This window comes from Ruegeria sp. CG3, assembly GCF_056537205.1.
In genome coordinates, this window is sequence record NZ_JBQFRC010000003.1 from 130,073 (window position 1) to 146,224 (window position 16,152).

Consider the following 16,152-nt stretch of genomic DNA (forward strand, 5'->3'; position numbering starts at 1 on the left):
GAACCTAGCACGGTTCGGCCCGGTCGGAATCACAAGACTGTGGGGGTCAGCCCGCTCAGGTCGGCATCAGCGCCCAATAGTCCAGATCCAGCAGGACGTCGGGGCTGTATTTTCCATCCGGGCCGCGCAGCGCAAAGGGCTCACCGCCCTTGGTCGCCACCAGTCGCAACCGGATTGCGCCCACGCCGGGCACGCCGGTTTTGGCCTTGTCCAGCACCTCGGACCACGCCTTGATGGTGTCGCCCGCGAAACAAGGGTTGGCATGGGCCCCGCCGTTCAAACCGACGATCATCTGCGCATTGGCCAGCCCGTTGAACGACAGCGCGCGCGCCATCGAGATCACGTGGCCGCCATAGATCAGCCGCCCATCGGGGCGGAAGGTCAGGTCGAAATGCACTTTGGCGGTGTTCTGCCAGAGGCGGGTGGCCAGCATGTGCTCGGCCTCTTCCACGGTTACGCCGTCGACATGGTCGATGGTCTCGCCGATCTGGTAGTCTCCCCACCGGTGCGGTTCACCGGCCAGAGCAAAGTCGTATTTGCTGAAATCCAGCCCGCTCGGCACCACGAGGTCGCCGGACGTCAGCGCCTTTTTCAGGTCCGGCGCCACGGTTTCGGGCGCCGGCGCATCAAGGTTCGATTTCCGCACCATCACCCAGCGCACATATTCGATGACCACCTCGTCGCGCTGGTTCAGTCCGCGCGTGCGCACCCAGACCACGCCGGTCTTGCCGTTCGAATTCTGTTTCAGCCCGATGACCTCGGATTCCGACCGCAGGGTGTCACCGGGATAGACGGGCTGCAGCCAGCGGCCCTCGGCATATCCCAGGTTCGCAACCGCGTTCAGCGAGATGTCCGGCACCGTCTTGCCGAACACCACATGGAACGCCGCCAGATCGTCGATCGGGCTTTGCGGCAGGCCGCAGCTCCGGGCGAACTCGTCCGAGGAATAGAGCGCGTGGCGCGCGGGATAGAGCGCATGATAGAGCGCGCGCTCGCCCTCCGTCACGGTGCGGGGCACCGCGTGGTGCAGCACCTGCCCGATGGAGTAATCCTCGAAAAAGCGGCCCGGATTGGTTTTTGCCATCATTGCTGTCCCAGTTTCATGTCGGGGGAATAGTCGGCCGCGACCTCTTTGGTCACGGCCTGCGCACAGCGCATCTTGCTGGTGGACGGATCAAACGCATAGGCCGGCGAGCCGTGCAGCTCCCACCCTTTGGCCAGCGCCTCGGACACCTTGTGGCAGAAGTCCGAGGTGTCCTCTTCAGTCAGCAGTCGATAAAGTTTCGCCATCACATCACCTGCCTAGCCCGGGAACGGAGACGGGCCGACCAGCCCGTGGATGTAGCCGATGATGCCCAGCAGCACGATCGAGGCCACGAAGAACATCGCATCCTTGCCCAGCGTTCCGGGCTCACCCGGGGTCCAGTCGGGCTCGGATTTGTTGATGACGATCACTTCGACCGCGGCCCAGGCCAACAGGCCGCCGAACAGGATGATCGACGCCAGATCACCATTGACCAGCAGATGCGCAAAGGCCCAGAGCTTGAACCCGCCCAGCATCGGATGACGCACCTTGTTCAGCAGTCGGCCCTTGGTTCCGGCCGGGCTCATCATCCAGATCGCGATCAGCACCAGCAGGTTGTTGATGTGGATCATGAAGCTGGGCGGCGCCCAGACATGGATGTAATCGGTCATGCGATAGCCGAAGATCATCAGCAGGATCGACACGACCAGCGCGCCCGCGACGGCGCCCTTTCCGGCGTCGCCCATGGCCGCACGGCGCGCGGGCATCAGGCGTTTGAACAGATGCGCGGCCCACCAAAGCGCCACGCCGAGAATGAGAAGAACGAAGCCCATGCTGGCTTACCCCGCTTGCAAAGCTGATATCGCCTCTGCTTTTGCCAGAATTTCGCGGGCAGTTACAACGTGCAGGTTTTCCACGATCTTGCCATCAACCACGGCGACGCCCTGCCCCTTGGCCTCGACCTCTTCGAAAGCGGCGATCTGGCGGCGGGCCAGGTCGATCTCGGCCTCGGAGGGGGCGAAGGCGGTGTTGGCGGTCTCGACCTGCGCGGGGTGGATCAGGGTCTTGCCGTCAAAGCCCATGTCGCGGCCCTGCGCACATTCGACAGCCAGACCTTCGGTATCCTTGAAGGCGTTGTAGACGCCATCGACGATCACCAACCCCTCGGCCTTGGCGGCCAGCAGGCACAGGCCCAGCGACGTCATCAGCGGCAGGCGGTCGCGGCGGAAGCGGGTTTGCAGTTCTTTCGCCAGATCATTGGTGCCCATGACAAAGCCCGCCATCAGCGGGTGCGCCGCGATCTCGGCCGCGTTCAGCATGCCGCGCGGGGTCTCCATCATCGCCCAGATCGGTAGGTCGCCGGTGATCGCGGCCAGCGCATCGACATCGGCGGCCGAGTTGACCTTGGGCAGCAGCACCACGTCGGCATCCATCTGGCGCACGGCCTCGGCATCGGCGCGGCCCCAGTCGGTGTCCAGACCGTTGATTCGAACGATCTTGACGCGCGGGTCATAGCCGCCCGTCGCCAGCGCGGCCTTGAGCGTTTCGCGTGCGTTCTCTTTTTCATCGGCGGCAACCGCGTCTTCCAGGTCGAAAATGATGGCATCGACCGGCAGCGTGCGCGCCTTGTCGAGCGCCCGTTCCTTGGAGCCGGGAATGTACAGAACAGAGCGGTAGGGGCGCTGGCGCGGGTCCATGGGAACCTCTCTTTGAAATAAAGTTGCGCAGAATGGGGCATTTTTTGCCGGAAACTTCAAGGCCCAAATCGCCGCATTGCAGCATGTGACGCAACGCGCGGTGGTTTTACCGCAATTGCAGAGGGTTCGGGCAGCTTTGGTCCAGTCAGCAAGCAAAGGGGGCCGGAAATGAATCAGCGGTTGTTTCAGATGACGATAGGGCTGGGCATCATGGTGCTGGCGGCGCAGCAGGTACATGCGCAAACGCCGAACTGTGCGCCCCGGCCGGACGTGCTGCAGCGGCTGGCCGAGACCTATGGCGAGACCCGGCGCGGCATCGGCATGGCGCGGCAGGGTACGGTGATGGAGGTCTTTGCCTCGGACGAAACCGGCACCTGGACGATCACGGTGACCCTGCCCAACGGGCTGACCTGCCTGGTGGCCGCGGGCGAGACCTATGAGGTGCTGGCCGAAGCTCTGCCGCCGAACACCTGAGGATCAGGTCAGCGCGTCCCAGATCAGCTTTGACCCGGTCAGGGTCAGCAGAACATAGGCGATGCCGAAGAACAGCCGCTCGGACATCATCCAATGGGCACGCACGCCCAGCCAGGCGCCAAGGATGGCAAAGGGGGTCAGCAGCAGGTCGGCCCAGGCGGTCTGCAGCGTGAACATGCCCAGATAGGCGTAGGGGACGAACTTGGCGATGTTGATGACCCAGAAGACCAGCACGGTGGTGGCCTGGAACTCGGTTTTCGTCAGGCGTTGCGACAGCAGGTAGACGGCGGCGGGCGGGCCGCCGGCGTGGCTGACAAAGCTGGTGAAGCCAGCGACCAGCCCGGCGAACAGCCCGGCCGGAGGCGGCAGGCGGTTGGCGAAACCGCGCACCCAGCCGCGGGATTGCGCCACATGCCAGACCACGAAGCCCACCGAGATGCCCCCGATCAGCAGGCGCAGCAGGTCTTCGTCGGTCGCCCGGTACAGCAGCGCGCCCAGCGCCACACCCGGCACTGCCCCCAGCATCAGCAGACGCGCGTCGGGCCAGTTCCACCGTTTCCAGTAGGGGCGCAGGGTGGCCAGGTCGATCACCATCAGGATCGGCAACATCAGCGCCAGCGCCTGCCCCGGATCAAGGATCAACGCCAGAATCGACGACGACGCAAAAGCCACGCCCGAGCCGAAGCCGCCCTTGGAAATGCCCGCAAAGATCACAGCCGGGATCGCCACGGCAAAAAACATCAGGTTCAATTCAACCATGCGGCGGCCCCGAAACGGCTTGTCCTGCGGGTGGTTTAGCGCAACCGGCAGGGGGCAGGCAAACGGTATGCGGTCGCATGCCGCGCCGCAGAACCCTTGCGCAACGGCGTTTTAGCGACTAGCAAAACCGCGATTTCAAAACCGACCGGAGACAATCCAAATGGCCAGACCCAAGATCGCGCTGATCGGCGCAGGTCAGATCGGGGGCACGCTTGCCCACCTCGCAGCAATGAAGGAACTGGGGGATGTCGTTCTGTTCGACATCGCCGAGGGCATCCCGGAAGGCAAGGCGCTGGACATCGCCGAATCCGGCCCGTCCGAGGGCTTTGACGCCAAGCTGAAAGGCACCCAATCCTACGAGGACATCGCCGGTGCCGATGTCTGCATCGTGACCGCCGGTGTGCCGCGCAAGCCGGGCATGAGCCGCGATGACCTGCTGGGCATCAACCTGAAGGTCATGAAGTCGGTCGGTGAGGGCATCGCCGCCAATGCACCCGACGCCTTCGTCATCTGCATCACCAACCCGCTGGACGCGATGGTCTGGGCGCTGCGCGAATTCTCGGGCCTGCCCCACAACAAGGTCTGCGGCATGGCCGGCGTGCTGGACTCGGCCCGTTTCCGCCACTTCCTGGCCGAAGAGTTCGACGTATCGATGAAAGACGTCACCGCCTTCGTTCTGGGCGGCCATGGCGACACGATGGTACCGTCGGTGCGTTATTCGACCGTTGCGGGCATCCCGCTGCCCGACCTGGTCAAGATGGGCTGGACCACGCAGGAGAAGCTGGACGCCATCGTACAGCGTACCCGTGACGGCGGCGCCGAGATCGTCGGCCTGCTGAAGACCGGCTCGGCCTATTACGCCCCCGCGACCTCGGCGATTGAAATGGCCGAAGCCTATCTGAAGGATCAGAAGCGCGTTCTGCCCTGCGCCGCCTATTGCGATGGCGAGTTGGGCGTGAAGGGCATGTATGTGGGCGTCCCGACCGTGATCGGCGCCGGCGGAATCGAAAAGGTCGTCAACATCCAGCTCAATGAAGAAGAGCAGGCCGGTTTCGACAATTCGGTCAACGCCGTGAAAGGTCTGATCGAGGCCTGCAAGGGCATCGACAGCTCATTGGCCTGATACATTGATCGGATCTTTGGACCCCACCAAAGATCCGGCCAAAGGCATGACACCCTGCCCCGCTGGCTCCAACCGGCGGGGCATTTCTTTTGAGCTCTCGAGTTCTATCGGAACATCCCAAGCCACCTGGCTACTCCCAGAAGCATCCCGCCAAGTGCGACCAGCAAGGCGCAAACGACCCAGAACGCATGCGGACTTTCGGCGCCGGGAATGCCACCGACATTGATCCCCAGAACACCCGCCACCAGGCCCAGCGGCAGAAAGACCGCGCTGACCACTGACAGCACGAGCATACGGTTGTTCATACGTTCGGCCCGTTCATCCATCAGCTGATCGTGTATGATCTGAACCCGTTCCCGTACAGCCGCCAAATCCTCGCCGATCCGGTAGATGCGCTCCGAGGCTTCGCGCAACCGCGACCGGTCGTGAGCCTGCAGCCACGGCACGTCTTCGATCTCGAGCGTCGACAGCGCGTCGCGCTGAGGGACCAGATACCGGCGCAGAACGATGGAGGACCTGCGGATCGCCGCCAACTCGGCCCGGGAAATCTCGGCATTCGCCTCAAGAAGCGCCTCTTCTAGATCATCCACACGTTCGTTCAGATCAGTGATCGCAGGTTCGGCCCTATCTGCCAGCCGCAAGGCCAACCGCGCGACGAAGTCACCCGGCGATTTCGGTGCCTGCCCGCGGTCGATTGCCGCCAACATGTCCGCAACCGCATCCAAGGGGCGGCGCCAGACACCGATGATCTTGTTCTCCGTCAACCACAGCCTGACCGAGATCATGTCTTCGGGCGGTTGCCCTTCTTGCAGGTTCACTCCGCGCAGGTTCAGGATTACGCCATCGCCATGCACGGTACAGCGGGGCCGGGTCTCGTCCGCCGTCAGAGCGTCGATCACGAACTCATCAAGCCCGCCGGCGCGCAGAAGCGGAACCGTGCCTGGCGCTTCCAGCCTCAGGTGTTGCCAAGCGAACTGCCCCTCCGGTCCGGCCGGTATCCAGCTGGCAAATTCATCGGCGTCCAGTGATACGGCTTTGCCGGATCCATCGAAGATCCAGGTCATGACATCGGGCAAATTTGGGTTCGGCACTGTCATCTGCTCGGAGCTTGTTCATGTTTGACCTGCCCGACCCAACCGGACCCGCACAGGCCCGGTCAGATTAGCCAGCCTGCGAGAATGCGCCAAGCCCCGAAAGCCTGGCAGGTCCGGTCCCGCCACTTCGAACGCTACCGGAAATGTTGGCGCAAACGGGGTGCGAACACGGTCTTCGAATATGTTTTCAAAGCCTATTCTGACTCGCTCGAATCATTTTTTGGCACCGGTTTGTTTGTGATCACACCCCGAAAATGTGTGATCACAAATGCTGAAAATCTTCGGCAAATAACCCGATCCAGACAGAAAACCCTTTAATTTTTACCGCTAGACACCCCTATAACGATCTAATCGCAGTCAGACGGGACAGTTTCGATGAACATTCACGAATATCAGGCCAAGGCTCTTCTTCGCAGCTATGGCGCTCCGGTCTCCGACGGACGTGCAGTTCTGCGCGCCGAGGAAGCCAAAACAGCCGCCGGTGAACTGGATGGCCCCCTTTGGGTGGTCAAGGCACAGATCCACGCGGGCGGCCGCGGCAAAGGTCACTTCAAAGAGTCCGATGCCGGTGAAAAAGGCGGTGTCCGTCTGACCAAATCGGTGGAAGAAGCCGCCGAAGAAGCCAAGAAGATGCTGGGCCGCACGCTGGTCACCCACCAGACCGGCCCCGTAGGCAAGCAGGTCAACCGCGTTTACATCGAGGCCGGTTCGGGCATCGAGCGCGAGCTGTACCTGGCCCTGCTGGTGGATCGCCAGACCAGCCGCATCTCGTTCGTGTGCTCGACCGAAGGCGGTATGGACATTGAAGAAGTAGCCGCAGCGACACCCGAGAAAATCCTGTCCTTCTCGGTTGACCCGGCCACTGGGTACCAGCCGTATCACGGCCGGCGCATCGCCTTCTCGCTGGGTCTGCAAGGCGCGCAGATCAAGCAATGCGTGCGCCTGATGGGCATCCTGTACAAGGCCTTCGTCGAGAAGGACATGGAGATGCTGGAGATCAACCCGCTGATCGTGGCCGAAGGCGGCGACCTCAAGGTGCTGGACGCCAAGCTGAGCTTTGACGGCAACGCGGTCTACCGCCACCCCGATATCGCCGAACTGCGCGACACCACCGAGGAAGACCCCAAGGAGCTGGAAGCCAGCAAATACGACCTGAACTACATCGCGCTGGATGGCGAGATCGGCTGCATGGTCAACGGCGCGGGTCTGGCGATGGCGACGATGGACATCATCAAGCTGTACGGTGCCGAGCCGGCCAACTTCCTCGACGTAGGCGGTGGTGCGACCAAAGAGAAGGTGACCGAGGCGTTCAAGATCATCACCTCGGACCCGAACGTCAAAGGCATTCTGGTCAACATTTTCGGCGGCATCATGCGCTGTGATGTCATCGCCGAGGGCGTTGTTGCCGCGGTGAAAGAGGTCGGCCTGCAGGTTCCGCTGGTCGTGCGTCTGGAAGGCACGAATGTCGAGAAAGGCAAAGAGATCATCAACACCTCTGGCCTGGACGTGATCGCAGCGGACAACCTGAAAGACGGTGCCGAGAAGATCGTGAAAGCCGTGAAAGGCTAAGCCCAATTCCGTGGAGTGGGTTTCGCCCACTTTTCTGAAGAATTCTGGCAGGCCGTGGCCCGCCTAAAATAGGAGAACGCCAAATGGCAGTCCTCATCGACGAAAATACCAAAGTGATCTGTCAGGGCTTTACCGGCTCGCAGGGCACATTCCACAGCGAACAGGCCATTGCCTATGGCACCAAGATGGTCGGCGGCGTGACCCCCGGCAAAGGCGGGATGGAGCATCTGGGCCTGCCCGTGTTCAACTCGGTCCACGAGGCCAAGCATGTGACCGAAGCCAACGCCTCGGTGATCTATGTTCCGCCGCCCTTCGCGGCTGACTCGATCCTCGAAGCAATTGACGCCGAGATGGAAGTGATCGTCTGCATCACCGAAGGCATTCCGGTTCTGGACATGATGAAGGTGAAGCGCGCGCTGGAAGGTAGCAAATCGCGCCTGATCGGCCCGAACTGCCCCGGTGTCATCACGCCGGATGCCTGCAAGATCGGCATCATGCCCGGCCACATCCACAAGCGTGGTTCGGTCGGCGTCGTGTCGCGTTCCGGCACCCTGACCTATGAGGCCGTCAAGCAGACCACCGATGTGGGTCTGGGCCAGTCCACCTGCGTGGGCATCGGCGGCGACCCGATCAAAGGCACCGAGCATATCGACGTGCTGGAATGGTTCCTGGCCGATGACGAGACCGAGTCGATCATCATGATCGGCGAGATCGGCGGCTCTGCCGAGGAAGAAGCCGCGCAGTTCCTGGCGGATGAGGCCAAGAAAGGCCGCAAAAAGCCCGTTGCCGGTTTCATCGCCGGCCGCACGGCGCCTCCGGGCCGCCGCATGGGCCACGCGGGCGCGATCGTCGCCGGCGGCAAGGGCGGTGCCGAGGATAAGATCGAAGCCATGCGCAGCGCCGGCATCGTCGTGGCCGAAAGCCCGGCGCAGCTGGGCGAGGCTGTGCTGGAAGCAATCGGCAAGTAAACCGCCGGCCCCTTGCGTGGGCTGGCCTCAGCGGAGCGAAACACATGACCTTCAACGAAGCCGTCAAAACGTGTTTCTCCAAATATTTCACATTCTCGGGGCGGGCCTCTCGCCCCGAGTATTGGTATTTTTTCCTGTTCATTCTGGTCTGGAGCGCAATCGCCACGGTCATCGACTGGCATTTCTTCGGACAGGTCACGACCGTGCAATCCGAAGGCTCGGTCGAGGTGGCCGCCACATCCAGCCAGCCGGTGCAGAGCATCGTGTCACTGATCGTGTTCTTTCCGCATCTGGCCGTGGCGTGGCGGCGCATGCATGACACCGGGCGCAACGGTCTTTACGCGCTGCTGCCGATCCTTTTGATCCTTGGGGCTTTTGCCGTTCTGGTCTTCGGCATCGGCCTCGCCTCAAGCTTCCAGCACGGCGGTAGCCTCGACATCCTGTTCACGCGCGCCACGCTGCTGATCGTCATTCCGACACTGCTTGTTCTTCTCGTGTCGCCCCTCCTGGTTCTGTGGTGGCTGTCCCGCCCTAGTCAGCCAGGCACCAACAAATACGGTCCCAACCCATATGAGGTAACCCAATGACCGAACACTCGCCCAATTCTGCCTTCCATGCCTCGAGCTTCATGCAGGGGCACAATGCCGAGTACCTGGAGCAGCTATACGCCCAGTACACCAAGGACCCCGGCGCAATCGATGCGGCTTGGGCCGAGTTTTTCCGGCAGATGGGAGACGCGGCACCGGACGTCCAGAAAGAGGCCGAAGGACCTTCGTGGGCGCGCACCGACTGGCCACCGATGCCGAATGATGACCTGACCGGCGCCCTGACCGGCGAGTGGATCGAGGTCGACGCCAAAGCTGCAGGCAACAAGATCAAGGAAAAGGCTGCCAAGGCGGGGGTTGATGTCAGCGACGAACAGATCAAGCGCGCCGTGCTGGATTCGATTCGCGCGCTGATGCTGATCAGGGCCTATCGAATCCGGGGTCACCTGGCCGCTGATCTGGACCCGCTGGGCATGCGCGCCGCGACCAACCATCCCGAGTTGGACCCCAAGACCTATGGCTTTACCGATGCCGACATGGACCGGCCGATCTTCATCGACAACGTGCTGGGTCTGCAGATGGCCAGCATGCGCCAGATCGTCGAGATCGTGAAACGCACCTATTGCGGCACTTTCGCGCTGCAGTACATGCACATCTCGAACCCCGAGGAGGCCGCCTGGCTGAAAGAGCGGATCGAAGGTTATGGCAAGGAAATCTCGTTCACGCGGGAAGGCCGCAAGGCGATCCTGAACAAGATGGTCGAGGCCGAGGGCTTTGAGAAGTTCCTGCATGTGAAATACATGGGCACCAAGCGGTTCGGTCTGGACGGAGGCGAGGCGCTGATCCCGGCGATGGAACAGATCATCAAGCGTGGCGGCGCCTTGGGCCTGAGCGATATCGTGATCGGCATGCCGCACCGCGGACGTCTGAACATCCTGGCCAACGTGATGGGCAAACCCTACCGCGCCATCTTCAATGAGTTCCAGGGCGGCAGCTTCAAGCCCGAGGATGTGGATGGGTCGGGCGACGTGAAATATCACCTCGGTGCGTCCAGCGACCGTGAGTTCGACGGCAACACCGTGCACCTGTCGCTGACGGCGAACCCGTCCCACCTCGAAGCCGTGAACCCGGTTGTTCTTGGCAAGGTCCGCGCCAAGCAGGACCAGCTTGGCGACACCGATCGCAGCAAGGTCATGGGCATTCTTCTCCACGGCGACGCGGCTTTTGCCGGCCAGGGTGTCGTGGCCGAAGGCTTTGGCCTGTCTGGTCTGCGCGGTCACAAGACCGGCGGCACCATGCATATCGTGGTGAACAATCAGATCGGCTTTACCACCGCGCCGCATTTCTCGCGGTCGAGCCCGTACCCGACCGATATCGCGCTGATGGTCGAGGCGCCGATCTTCCACGTGAACGGCGACGACCCCGAGGCGGTGGTGCACGCGGCCAAGGTCGCGACCGAGTTCCGCCAGAAGTTCCACAAGGACGTGGTCATCGACATCTTCTGCTACCGCCGGTTCGGTCACAACGAGGGCGATGAGCCCATGTTCACCAACCCGATCATGTACAAGAAGATCAAGACCCACAAAACCACGCTGTCGCTGTACACCGAGCGGCTGGTCAAGGACGGTCTGATCCCTGAGGGTGAGATCGAGGACATGAAGGCCGCCTTCCAGGCGCATCTGAACGACGAGTTCGAGGCCGGTAAGGACTACAAACCCAACAAGGCCGACTGGCTGGATGGCCGGTGGTCGCATCTGGACAAGAACAAGGAAGAATATGTCCGCGGCGACACTGCAATCACGCCGGACACGCTGGCCGAGGTCGGCAAGGCGCTGGTGACGGTGCCCGAAGGATTTGCCCTGCACAAGACGGTGGGTCGCCTTCTCGAGCACAAGAAGCAGATGTTCGAAACCGGTGAGGGCTTTGACTGGGCCACCGGCGAGGCGCTGGCCTTCGGGTCTCTGCTGACCGAGGGCTATCCGGTACGCCTGTCGGGGCAGGACGCCACCCGCGGCACTTTCAGCCAACGCCACTCGGGCTTCATCAACCAGGAGACCGAGGAGCGCTACTATCCCCTGAACCACATCCGCGCCGGACAGTCGCAGTACGAAGTGATCGACTCGATGCTGTCGGAATACGCGGTGCTGGGCTTCGAATACGGCTATTCGCTGGCCGAGCCCAACGCGCTGGTTCTGTGGGAGGCCCAGTTCGGCGATTTCGCCAACGGCGCGCAAATCATGTTCGACCAGTTCATCAGCTCGGGCGAAAGCAAATGGTTGCGCATGTCCGGTCTGGTCTGCCTGCTGCCGCACGGGTTCGAGGGGCAAGGCCCCGAGCACTCGTCGGCGCGACTGGAGCGATTCCTGCAGATGTGCGGCCAGGACAACTGGATCGTCGCCAACTGCACCACGCCTGCGAACTATTTCCACATCCTGCGCCGTCAGCTGCACCGCACCTTCCGCAAGCCGCTGATCCTGATGACGCCCAAATCGTTGCTGCGCCACAAGCTGGCGATCAGCAATGCCGAGGACTTCACCACCGGATCCAGCTTCCACCGGGTGCTGTGGGACGACGCGCAAAAAGGCAACTCGGACACACAGCTGGTGCCCGACGACAAGATCAAGCGCGTGGTGATGTGTTCGGGCAAGGTCTACTACGACCTGCTTGAAGAACGCGATGCGCGCGGGATCGACGACGTCTATCTGCTGCGGATCGAGCAATACTATCCGTTCCCGGCCCATTCGCTGATCAACGAGCTTGAGCGGTTCAAACAGGCCGAGATGGTCTGGTGCCAGGAAGAGCCCAAGAACCAGGGTGCCTGGGGATTCATCGAACCCAACATCGAATGGGTCCTGTCCCGCATCGGCGCCAAGCATACCCGGCCGATCTATGCCGGCCGCGCCACCTCGGCCTCGCCCGCAACGGGTCTGGCCAGCCAACACAAAGCCCAACAAGAAGCGCTGGTGAACGAAGCGCTGACCATTGAAGGATAATTAACGATGACGATTGAAGTTCGTGTTCCCACGCTGGGCGAGTCCGTCACCGAAGCCACGGTCGCAACCTGGTTCAAGAAACCTGGCGATGCTGTCGCCGTGGATGAGATGCTGTGTGAGCTTGAGACGGACAAGGTCACCGTCGAGGTTCCGTCGCCCGCAGCCGGCGTTATGGGCGAGATCGTAGCCGCCGAAGGTGAGACGGTCGGCGTTGATGCGCTGTTGGCAACGATCCAGGCCGGTGAGGGTGCGGCCCCCGCTCCAAAAGCTGAAGCCGCTCCGGCAGCGCCCCCTACGGCCTCGGGCGGCAGCGTCGACGTAATGGTTCCGACATTGGGTGAGTCCGTGACCGAAGCGACCGTATCGACCTGGTTCAAGAAGGTCGGCGACACCGTCGCACAGGACGAAATGCTGTGCGAGTTGGAAACCGACAAGGTCTCGGTTGAGGTCCCGGCTCCGGCTGCGGGTGTACTCGCGGAGATCGTGGCCCCCGAGGGCGCGACCGTCGACGCGACCGCCAAGCTTGCCGTGATTTCGGGCGCTGAAGCAGGTGCCGCACCGGCCGCACCGGCCTCGGCAGCCCCTGGTCCCGCAGCAGCCGCCACCGGCAAGGACGTGGCCAATGCGCCCTCGGCCGAAAAGGCCATGGCCGAAGCCGGTCTGTCGGCCGATCAGGTCACCGGTACCGGCCGCGATGGTCGCATCATGAAGGAAGACGTGGCCCGCGCCGTCGCAACCGCCGCTGCCCCGGCCGCGGCGGCCCCGGCACCGGCAGCAGCCCCGCGCGCGCCCGTAGCCGCCGAGGACGCCGCCCGCGAGGAACGCGTGCGCATGACGCGCCTGCGCCAGACCATCGCCAAGCGTCTGAAGGACGCGCAGAACACCGCCGCGATCCTGACCACCTACAACGAGGTGGACATGACCGAGGTGATGGCCCTCCGCAATCAGTACAAGGAACAGTTCGAGAAGAAGCACGGCGTCCGCCTGGGCTTTATGTCCTTCTTCACCAAGGCCTGCTGCCACGCCCTGAAAGAGGTGCCCGAGGTCAATGCCGAGATCGACGGCAATGACATCGTCTACAAGAACTACGTCCACATGGGCGTCGCCGCCGGCACTCCGCAGGGCCTGGTGGTTCCGGTGATCCGTGACGCCGACCGGATGTCCTTTGCCGAGATCGAGAAAGCCATCGCCGAGAAGGGCAAACGCGCCCGTGACGGCAAGCTGAGCATGGCCGAAATGCAGGGCGGCACCTTCACCATCTCGAACGGCGGCGTCTATGGCTCGCTGATGTCCTCGCCGATCCTGAACCCCCCGCAGTCGGGCATTCTGGGCATGCACAAGATTCAGGAACGTCCGATGGTCATCAATGGCGAGATCAAGATCCGTCCGATGATGTATCTGGCGCTGTCCTATGACCACCGCATCGTCGACGGCAAGGGCGCGGTCACCTTCCTGGTGCGCGTGAAAGAGGCGCTGGAAGACCCGCGCCGTCTGCTGATGGATCTGTGATCATGGCGACGCACGTACTCTGGCAGGCCGACGTGGCCGATTTCGACGCCTGGCTGAAGGTGTTCCGCGAGGACAAGCCGATGCGCAAGGCGGCCGGGATTGTCGATCTGCACGTCTGGAAAGACCCCGAACAGCGCGATCATGCGGTTGCCCTGTTCGAGATTACCGATCTGGACAGGGCCCAGAGCTTCATCGAATCGGAAGAGCTGGCCATGCACCATGAACGTGGCGGCGTCGCACATATTCAGGTGAAGGTTCTGACACCCGTCTGAACAGGCACCCAGGCGATCCACCCCGTGGGTCGCCTTTTCAAAAAGAACACTCCGCGGATTTGGGAGAACAAAATGGCTAACTATGACGTCATCGTAATCGGCGCCGGTCCCGGCGGCTATGTCTGCGCCATCCGCTGCGCGCAGCTGGGCCTTAAAACCGCCGTCGTCGAAGGGCGCGAGACGCTGGGCGGCACCTGTCTGAACGTGGGCTGCATTCCGTCCAAGGCGCTGCTGCATGCCAGCCATCAGCTGCACGAGGCCGAGCACAACTTTGCCAAGATGGGCCTCAAGGGCAAAAGCCCCTCGGTCGACTGGAAACAGATGCTGGCCTACAAGCAAGACGTGATCGACACCAACACCAAAGGCGTCGAGTTCCTGTTCAAGAAGAACAAGATCGACTGGCTCAAGGGCTGGGGCTCGATCCCGGCGGCGGGCAAGGTCAAGGTCGGTGATGAGGTGCATGAGGCCAAGAACATCATCATCGCCTCCGGCTCCGAGGCGACGTCGCTGCCCGGCGTCGAGGTGGACGAGAAGGTCGTCGTGACCTCGACCGGCGCGCTGGAGCTGGGCAAGATCCCGAAAAAGCTGGTTGTGATCGGCGCAGGCGTGATCGGGCTGGAACTGGGCTCGGTCTATCAGCGTCTGGGCGCCGAGGTAACGGTTATCGAATATCTCGACGTCATCACCCCGGGCATGGACCCCGAGGTGCAGAAGACCTTCCAGCGCATCCTGAAAAAGCAGGGCCTGAACTTCGTCATGGGTGCTGCGGTGCAAAAGACCGAGGCCACCAAGACCAAGGCCAAGGTGACCTACAAACTGCGCAAGGATGACAGCGAGCACGTGATCGAGGCCGACACCGTTCTGGTCGCCACTGGGCGCAAGCCGTTCCATGACGGGCTGGGTCTGGAGGCGCTGGGGGTCGAGCTGACTCCGCGCGGCCAGATCAAGGTCGGCAAGGACTTGCAGACCAACGTGCCGGGCATCTACGCCATCGGCGACGTGATCGAAGGCCCGATGCTGGCCCACAAGGCCGAGGACGAAGGCATGGCCGCCGCCGAAGTGGTCGCGGGCAAGCATGGGCACGTGAACTATGGCGTCATTCCGGGCGTGATCTACACCTGGCCCGAGGTCGCCAATGTCGGCGTGACCGAAGCCACCCTCAAGGAGCAGGGCCGCGCCTACAAGGTGGGCAAGTTCAGCTTCATGGGCAATGGCCGCGCCAAGGCGAACTTTGCTGCCGACGGGTTCGTAAAGATCCTGGCCGACAAGGAGACCGACCGCATCCTGGGCTGCCACATCATCGGCCCCGGCGCGGGCGACCTGATCCACGAGGTCTGCGTTGCGATGGAGTTCGGCGCCTCGGCCGAGGATCTGGCGCTGACCTGCCACGCGCACCCGACCTATTCCGAGGCCGTGCGCGAAGCGGCGCTGGCCTGCGGCGATGGTCCGATCCACGCCTGATGAGTTCGGCTCCGGCGGTCAGGCCGCCGGAGTCAGCCACGCCCGCAGATAGGTTTCCAGCCGGTCGGTGAATGTCGTCGCCGAATGCAGGGCGCAGAATTTCAGTGACATGGCTTGGATGGCAAAGGCCTGCACGCCCTCGGCCAGCAGGTCAGTCGACACGTCCTGTCTAACCTCGGCCTGATCCAGCCACATCATCACGATCCGGAAGTATTTCTCGAAGCAATAGGCGATCGGCCCGATTTCAGAGATCGCGGCGGCACCGGAATAACGGATCAGCAGGTCGAACACATAGCGTTCGGACATCATGAAATCATGCACAGGGGCCAGGGCCACTATAATCTGCGGCACGGTATTCGGCGTTTCCGACGCCTGCGCCTGATCCAGACAGGAGTCCAGTTTTTCGCCGATCAGGATCTCCATCAGCGCGTCCTTGTCGTGGAAATGGGCAAAGAAGGTGCCCTTGGCCACACCGGCGGCCTGTACCACCTCTTCCACACGCAACGCCTGGTATCCGTTCTTCTGCACCACGTCCGCCGCCGCCTGCAGCAGCTTGGCGCGGGTTTTCAGGGTTCGTTTCTGAATCGTCTTTTGCATGAGGCTTGTTCGCATGTTTTTTGACCGTGGTCAAATTTAATATTGACCGTGGTCATTTTTTGATTCT

Annotated in this window: 16 protein-coding genes; 9 read left to right on the forward strand and 7 right to left on the reverse strand. The window is 62.3% G+C overall.

The features are described from left to right. Positions 1–55: 55 nt before the first annotated feature. The 4 genes from ACR0NB_RS13925 to ACR0NB_RS13940 are packed head-to-tail and all read right to left on the reverse strand — an operon-like array spanning position 56 to position 2,721. Positions 56–1,084, reverse strand: coding sequence for a MaoC family dehydratase (locus tag ACR0NB_RS13925; protein ID WP_480775989.1), 1,029 nt, complete (start codon positions 1,082–1,084; stop codon positions 56–58). Next, the gene (locus ACR0NB_RS13930; protein ID WP_170343327.1) at positions 1,084–1,290 is read right to left on the reverse strand and encodes a DUF1737 domain-containing protein; all 207 of its coding nucleotides are present in this window, start codon (positions 1,288–1,290) and stop codon (positions 1,084–1,086) included. The genes ACR0NB_RS13925 and ACR0NB_RS13930 overlap by 1 nt, the downstream gene beginning before the upstream one ends. 12 nt (positions 1,291–1,302) lie before the next feature. After that, a complete protein-coding gene (locus ACR0NB_RS13935; protein ID WP_480775990.1) occupies positions 1,303–1,857 on the reverse strand; it encodes an NnrU family protein in 555 nt (184 codons plus the stop codon). 6 nt (positions 1,858–1,863) lie between these two features. Beyond that, positions 1,864–2,721 carry an HpcH/HpaI aldolase/citrate lyase family protein gene (locus ACR0NB_RS13940; protein WP_480775991.1) on the reverse strand — a complete coding sequence of 286 codons (858 nt, stop codon included), beginning with the start codon at positions 2,719–2,721 and terminating at the stop codon, positions 1,864–1,866. A gap of 168 nt (positions 2,722–2,889) precedes the next feature. Here ACR0NB_RS13940 and ACR0NB_RS13945 point away from each other — a divergent pair, with 168 nt between their 5' ends. Next, entirely contained in the window at positions 2,890–3,195 is a 306-nt protein-coding gene (locus tag ACR0NB_RS13945) for a hypothetical protein (protein ID WP_480775992.1), read from the forward strand. Between the two features lie 3 nt (positions 3,196–3,198). Here the strand turns inward: ACR0NB_RS13945 and ACR0NB_RS13950 are convergent, their stop codons facing one another. Beyond that, positions 3,199–3,954, reverse strand: a complete 756-nt coding sequence (locus ACR0NB_RS13950; protein WP_170342199.1) for a sulfite exporter TauE/SafE family protein — start codon at positions 3,952–3,954, stop codon at positions 3,199–3,201. A 160-nt stretch (positions 3,955–4,114) separates the two neighbouring features. Between ACR0NB_RS13950 and mdh the strand changes: the two genes are divergently transcribed. Beyond that, complete coding sequence (gene mdh / locus ACR0NB_RS13955; RefSeq protein ID WP_170342201.1) at positions 4,115–5,077, forward strand: malate dehydrogenase; 963 nt, start codon at positions 4,115–4,117, stop codon at positions 5,075–5,077. Between the two features lie 104 nt (positions 5,078–5,181). Here mdh and ACR0NB_RS13960 read toward each other — a convergent pair whose 3' ends face one another. Next, positions 5,182–6,174, reverse strand: a complete 993-nt coding sequence (locus ACR0NB_RS13960) for a zinc transporter ZntB (protein ID WP_170596118.1) — start codon at positions 6,172–6,174, stop codon at positions 5,182–5,184. A 372-nt stretch (positions 6,175–6,546) separates the two neighbouring features. Here ACR0NB_RS13960 and sucC point away from each other — a divergent pair, with 372 nt between their 5' ends. The 7 genes from sucC (at position 6,547) to lpdA (ending at position 15,488) form a co-directional block, all read left to right on the forward strand. Next, positions 6,547–7,740: an ADP-forming succinate--CoA ligase subunit beta gene (gene sucC / locus ACR0NB_RS13965; protein ID WP_170365390.1), complete on the forward strand. Its 1,194-nt coding sequence runs from the start codon at positions 6,547–6,549 to the stop codon at positions 7,738–7,740. A gap of 83 nt (positions 7,741–7,823) precedes the next feature. After that, entirely contained in the window at positions 7,824–8,708 is an 885-nt protein-coding gene (gene sucD / locus ACR0NB_RS13970) for a succinate--CoA ligase subunit alpha (protein WP_480775993.1), read from the forward strand. 44 nt (positions 8,709–8,752) lie between these two features. Next, positions 8,753–9,295 (forward strand): DUF805 domain-containing protein, encoded by a 543-nt coding sequence (locus tag ACR0NB_RS13975; RefSeq protein WP_170391859.1) that lies wholly within the window; start codon positions 8,753–8,755, stop codon positions 9,293–9,295. After that, the gene (locus ACR0NB_RS13980) at positions 9,292–12,246 is read left to right on the forward strand and encodes a 2-oxoglutarate dehydrogenase E1 component (protein WP_480775994.1); all 2,955 of its coding nucleotides are present in this window, start codon (positions 9,292–9,294) and stop codon (positions 12,244–12,246) included. The genes ACR0NB_RS13975 and ACR0NB_RS13980 overlap by 4 nt, the downstream gene beginning before the upstream one ends. 6 nt (positions 12,247–12,252) lie before the next feature. After that, a complete protein-coding gene (gene odhB, locus ACR0NB_RS13985) occupies positions 12,253–13,755 on the forward strand; it encodes a 2-oxoglutarate dehydrogenase complex dihydrolipoyllysine-residue succinyltransferase (RefSeq protein WP_480775995.1) in 1,503 nt (500 codons plus the stop codon). 2 nt (positions 13,756–13,757) lie between these two features. Continuing rightward, the gene (locus ACR0NB_RS13990) at positions 13,758–14,027 is read left to right on the forward strand and encodes a hypothetical protein (RefSeq protein WP_170342212.1); all 270 of its coding nucleotides are present in this window, start codon (positions 13,758–13,760) and stop codon (positions 14,025–14,027) included. 72 nt (positions 14,028–14,099) lie between these two features. After that, the gene (gene lpdA, locus ACR0NB_RS13995; protein ID WP_480775996.1) at positions 14,100–15,488 is read left to right on the forward strand and encodes a dihydrolipoyl dehydrogenase; all 1,389 of its coding nucleotides are present in this window, start codon (positions 14,100–14,102) and stop codon (positions 15,486–15,488) included. 18 nt (positions 15,489–15,506) lie between these two features. Here the strand turns inward: lpdA and ACR0NB_RS14000 are convergent, their stop codons facing one another. Further along, the gene (locus tag ACR0NB_RS14000; protein WP_170436054.1) at positions 15,507–16,085 is read right to left on the reverse strand and encodes a TetR/AcrR family transcriptional regulator; all 579 of its coding nucleotides are present in this window, start codon (positions 16,083–16,085) and stop codon (positions 15,507–15,509) included. Positions 16,086–16,152 lie beyond the last annotated feature (67 nt).

Coding starts and splice junctions, on each gene's coding strand:
- sucD (WP_480775993.1), top strand. CDS start 7,824: ATGGCAGTCCTCATCGACGAAAATACCAAAGTGATCTGTCAGGGCTTT.
- mdh (WP_170342201.1), top strand. CDS start 4,115: ATGGCCAGACCCAAGATCGCGCTGATCGGCGCAGGTCAGATCGGGGGC.
- ACR0NB_RS13975 (WP_170391859.1), top strand. CDS start 8,753: ATGACCTTCAACGAAGCCGTCAAAACGTGTTTCTCCAAATATTTCACA.
- ACR0NB_RS13960 (WP_170596118.1), bottom strand. CDS start 6,174: ATGACAGTGCCGAACCCAAATTTGCCCGATGTCATGACCTGGATCTTC.
- ACR0NB_RS13935 (WP_480775990.1), bottom strand. CDS start 1,857: ATGGGCTTCGTTCTTCTCATTCTCGGCGTGGCGCTTTGGTGGGCCGCG.
- ACR0NB_RS14000 (WP_170436054.1), bottom strand. CDS start 16,085: ATGCAAAAGACGATTCAGAAACGAACCCTGAAAACCCGCGCCAAGCTG.
- lpdA (WP_480775996.1), top strand. CDS start 14,100: ATGGCTAACTATGACGTCATCGTAATCGGCGCCGGTCCCGGCGGCTAT.
- ACR0NB_RS13925 (WP_480775989.1), bottom strand. CDS start 1,084: ATGGCAAAAACCAATCCGGGCCGCTTTTTCGAGGATTACTCCATCGGG.
- ACR0NB_RS13945 (WP_480775992.1), top strand. CDS start 2,890: ATGAATCAGCGGTTGTTTCAGATGACGATAGGGCTGGGCATCATGGTG.
- sucC (WP_170365390.1), top strand. CDS start 6,547: ATGAACATTCACGAATATCAGGCCAAGGCTCTTCTTCGCAGCTATGGC.
- ACR0NB_RS13940 (WP_480775991.1), bottom strand. CDS start 2,721: ATGGACCCGCGCCAGCGCCCCTACCGCTCTGTTCTGTACATTCCCGGC.
- ACR0NB_RS13950 (WP_170342199.1), bottom strand. CDS start 3,954: ATGGTTGAATTGAACCTGATGTTTTTTGCCGTGGCGATCCCGGCTGTG.
- ACR0NB_RS13980 (WP_480775994.1), top strand. CDS start 9,292: ATGACCGAACACTCGCCCAATTCTGCCTTCCATGCCTCGAGCTTCATG.
- odhB (WP_480775995.1), top strand. CDS start 12,253: ATGACGATTGAAGTTCGTGTTCCCACGCTGGGCGAGTCCGTCACCGAA.
- ACR0NB_RS13990 (WP_170342212.1), top strand. CDS start 13,758: ATGGCGACGCACGTACTCTGGCAGGCCGACGTGGCCGATTTCGACGCC.
- ACR0NB_RS13930 (WP_170343327.1), bottom strand. CDS start 1,290: ATGGCGAAACTTTATCGACTGCTGACTGAAGAGGACACCTCGGACTTC.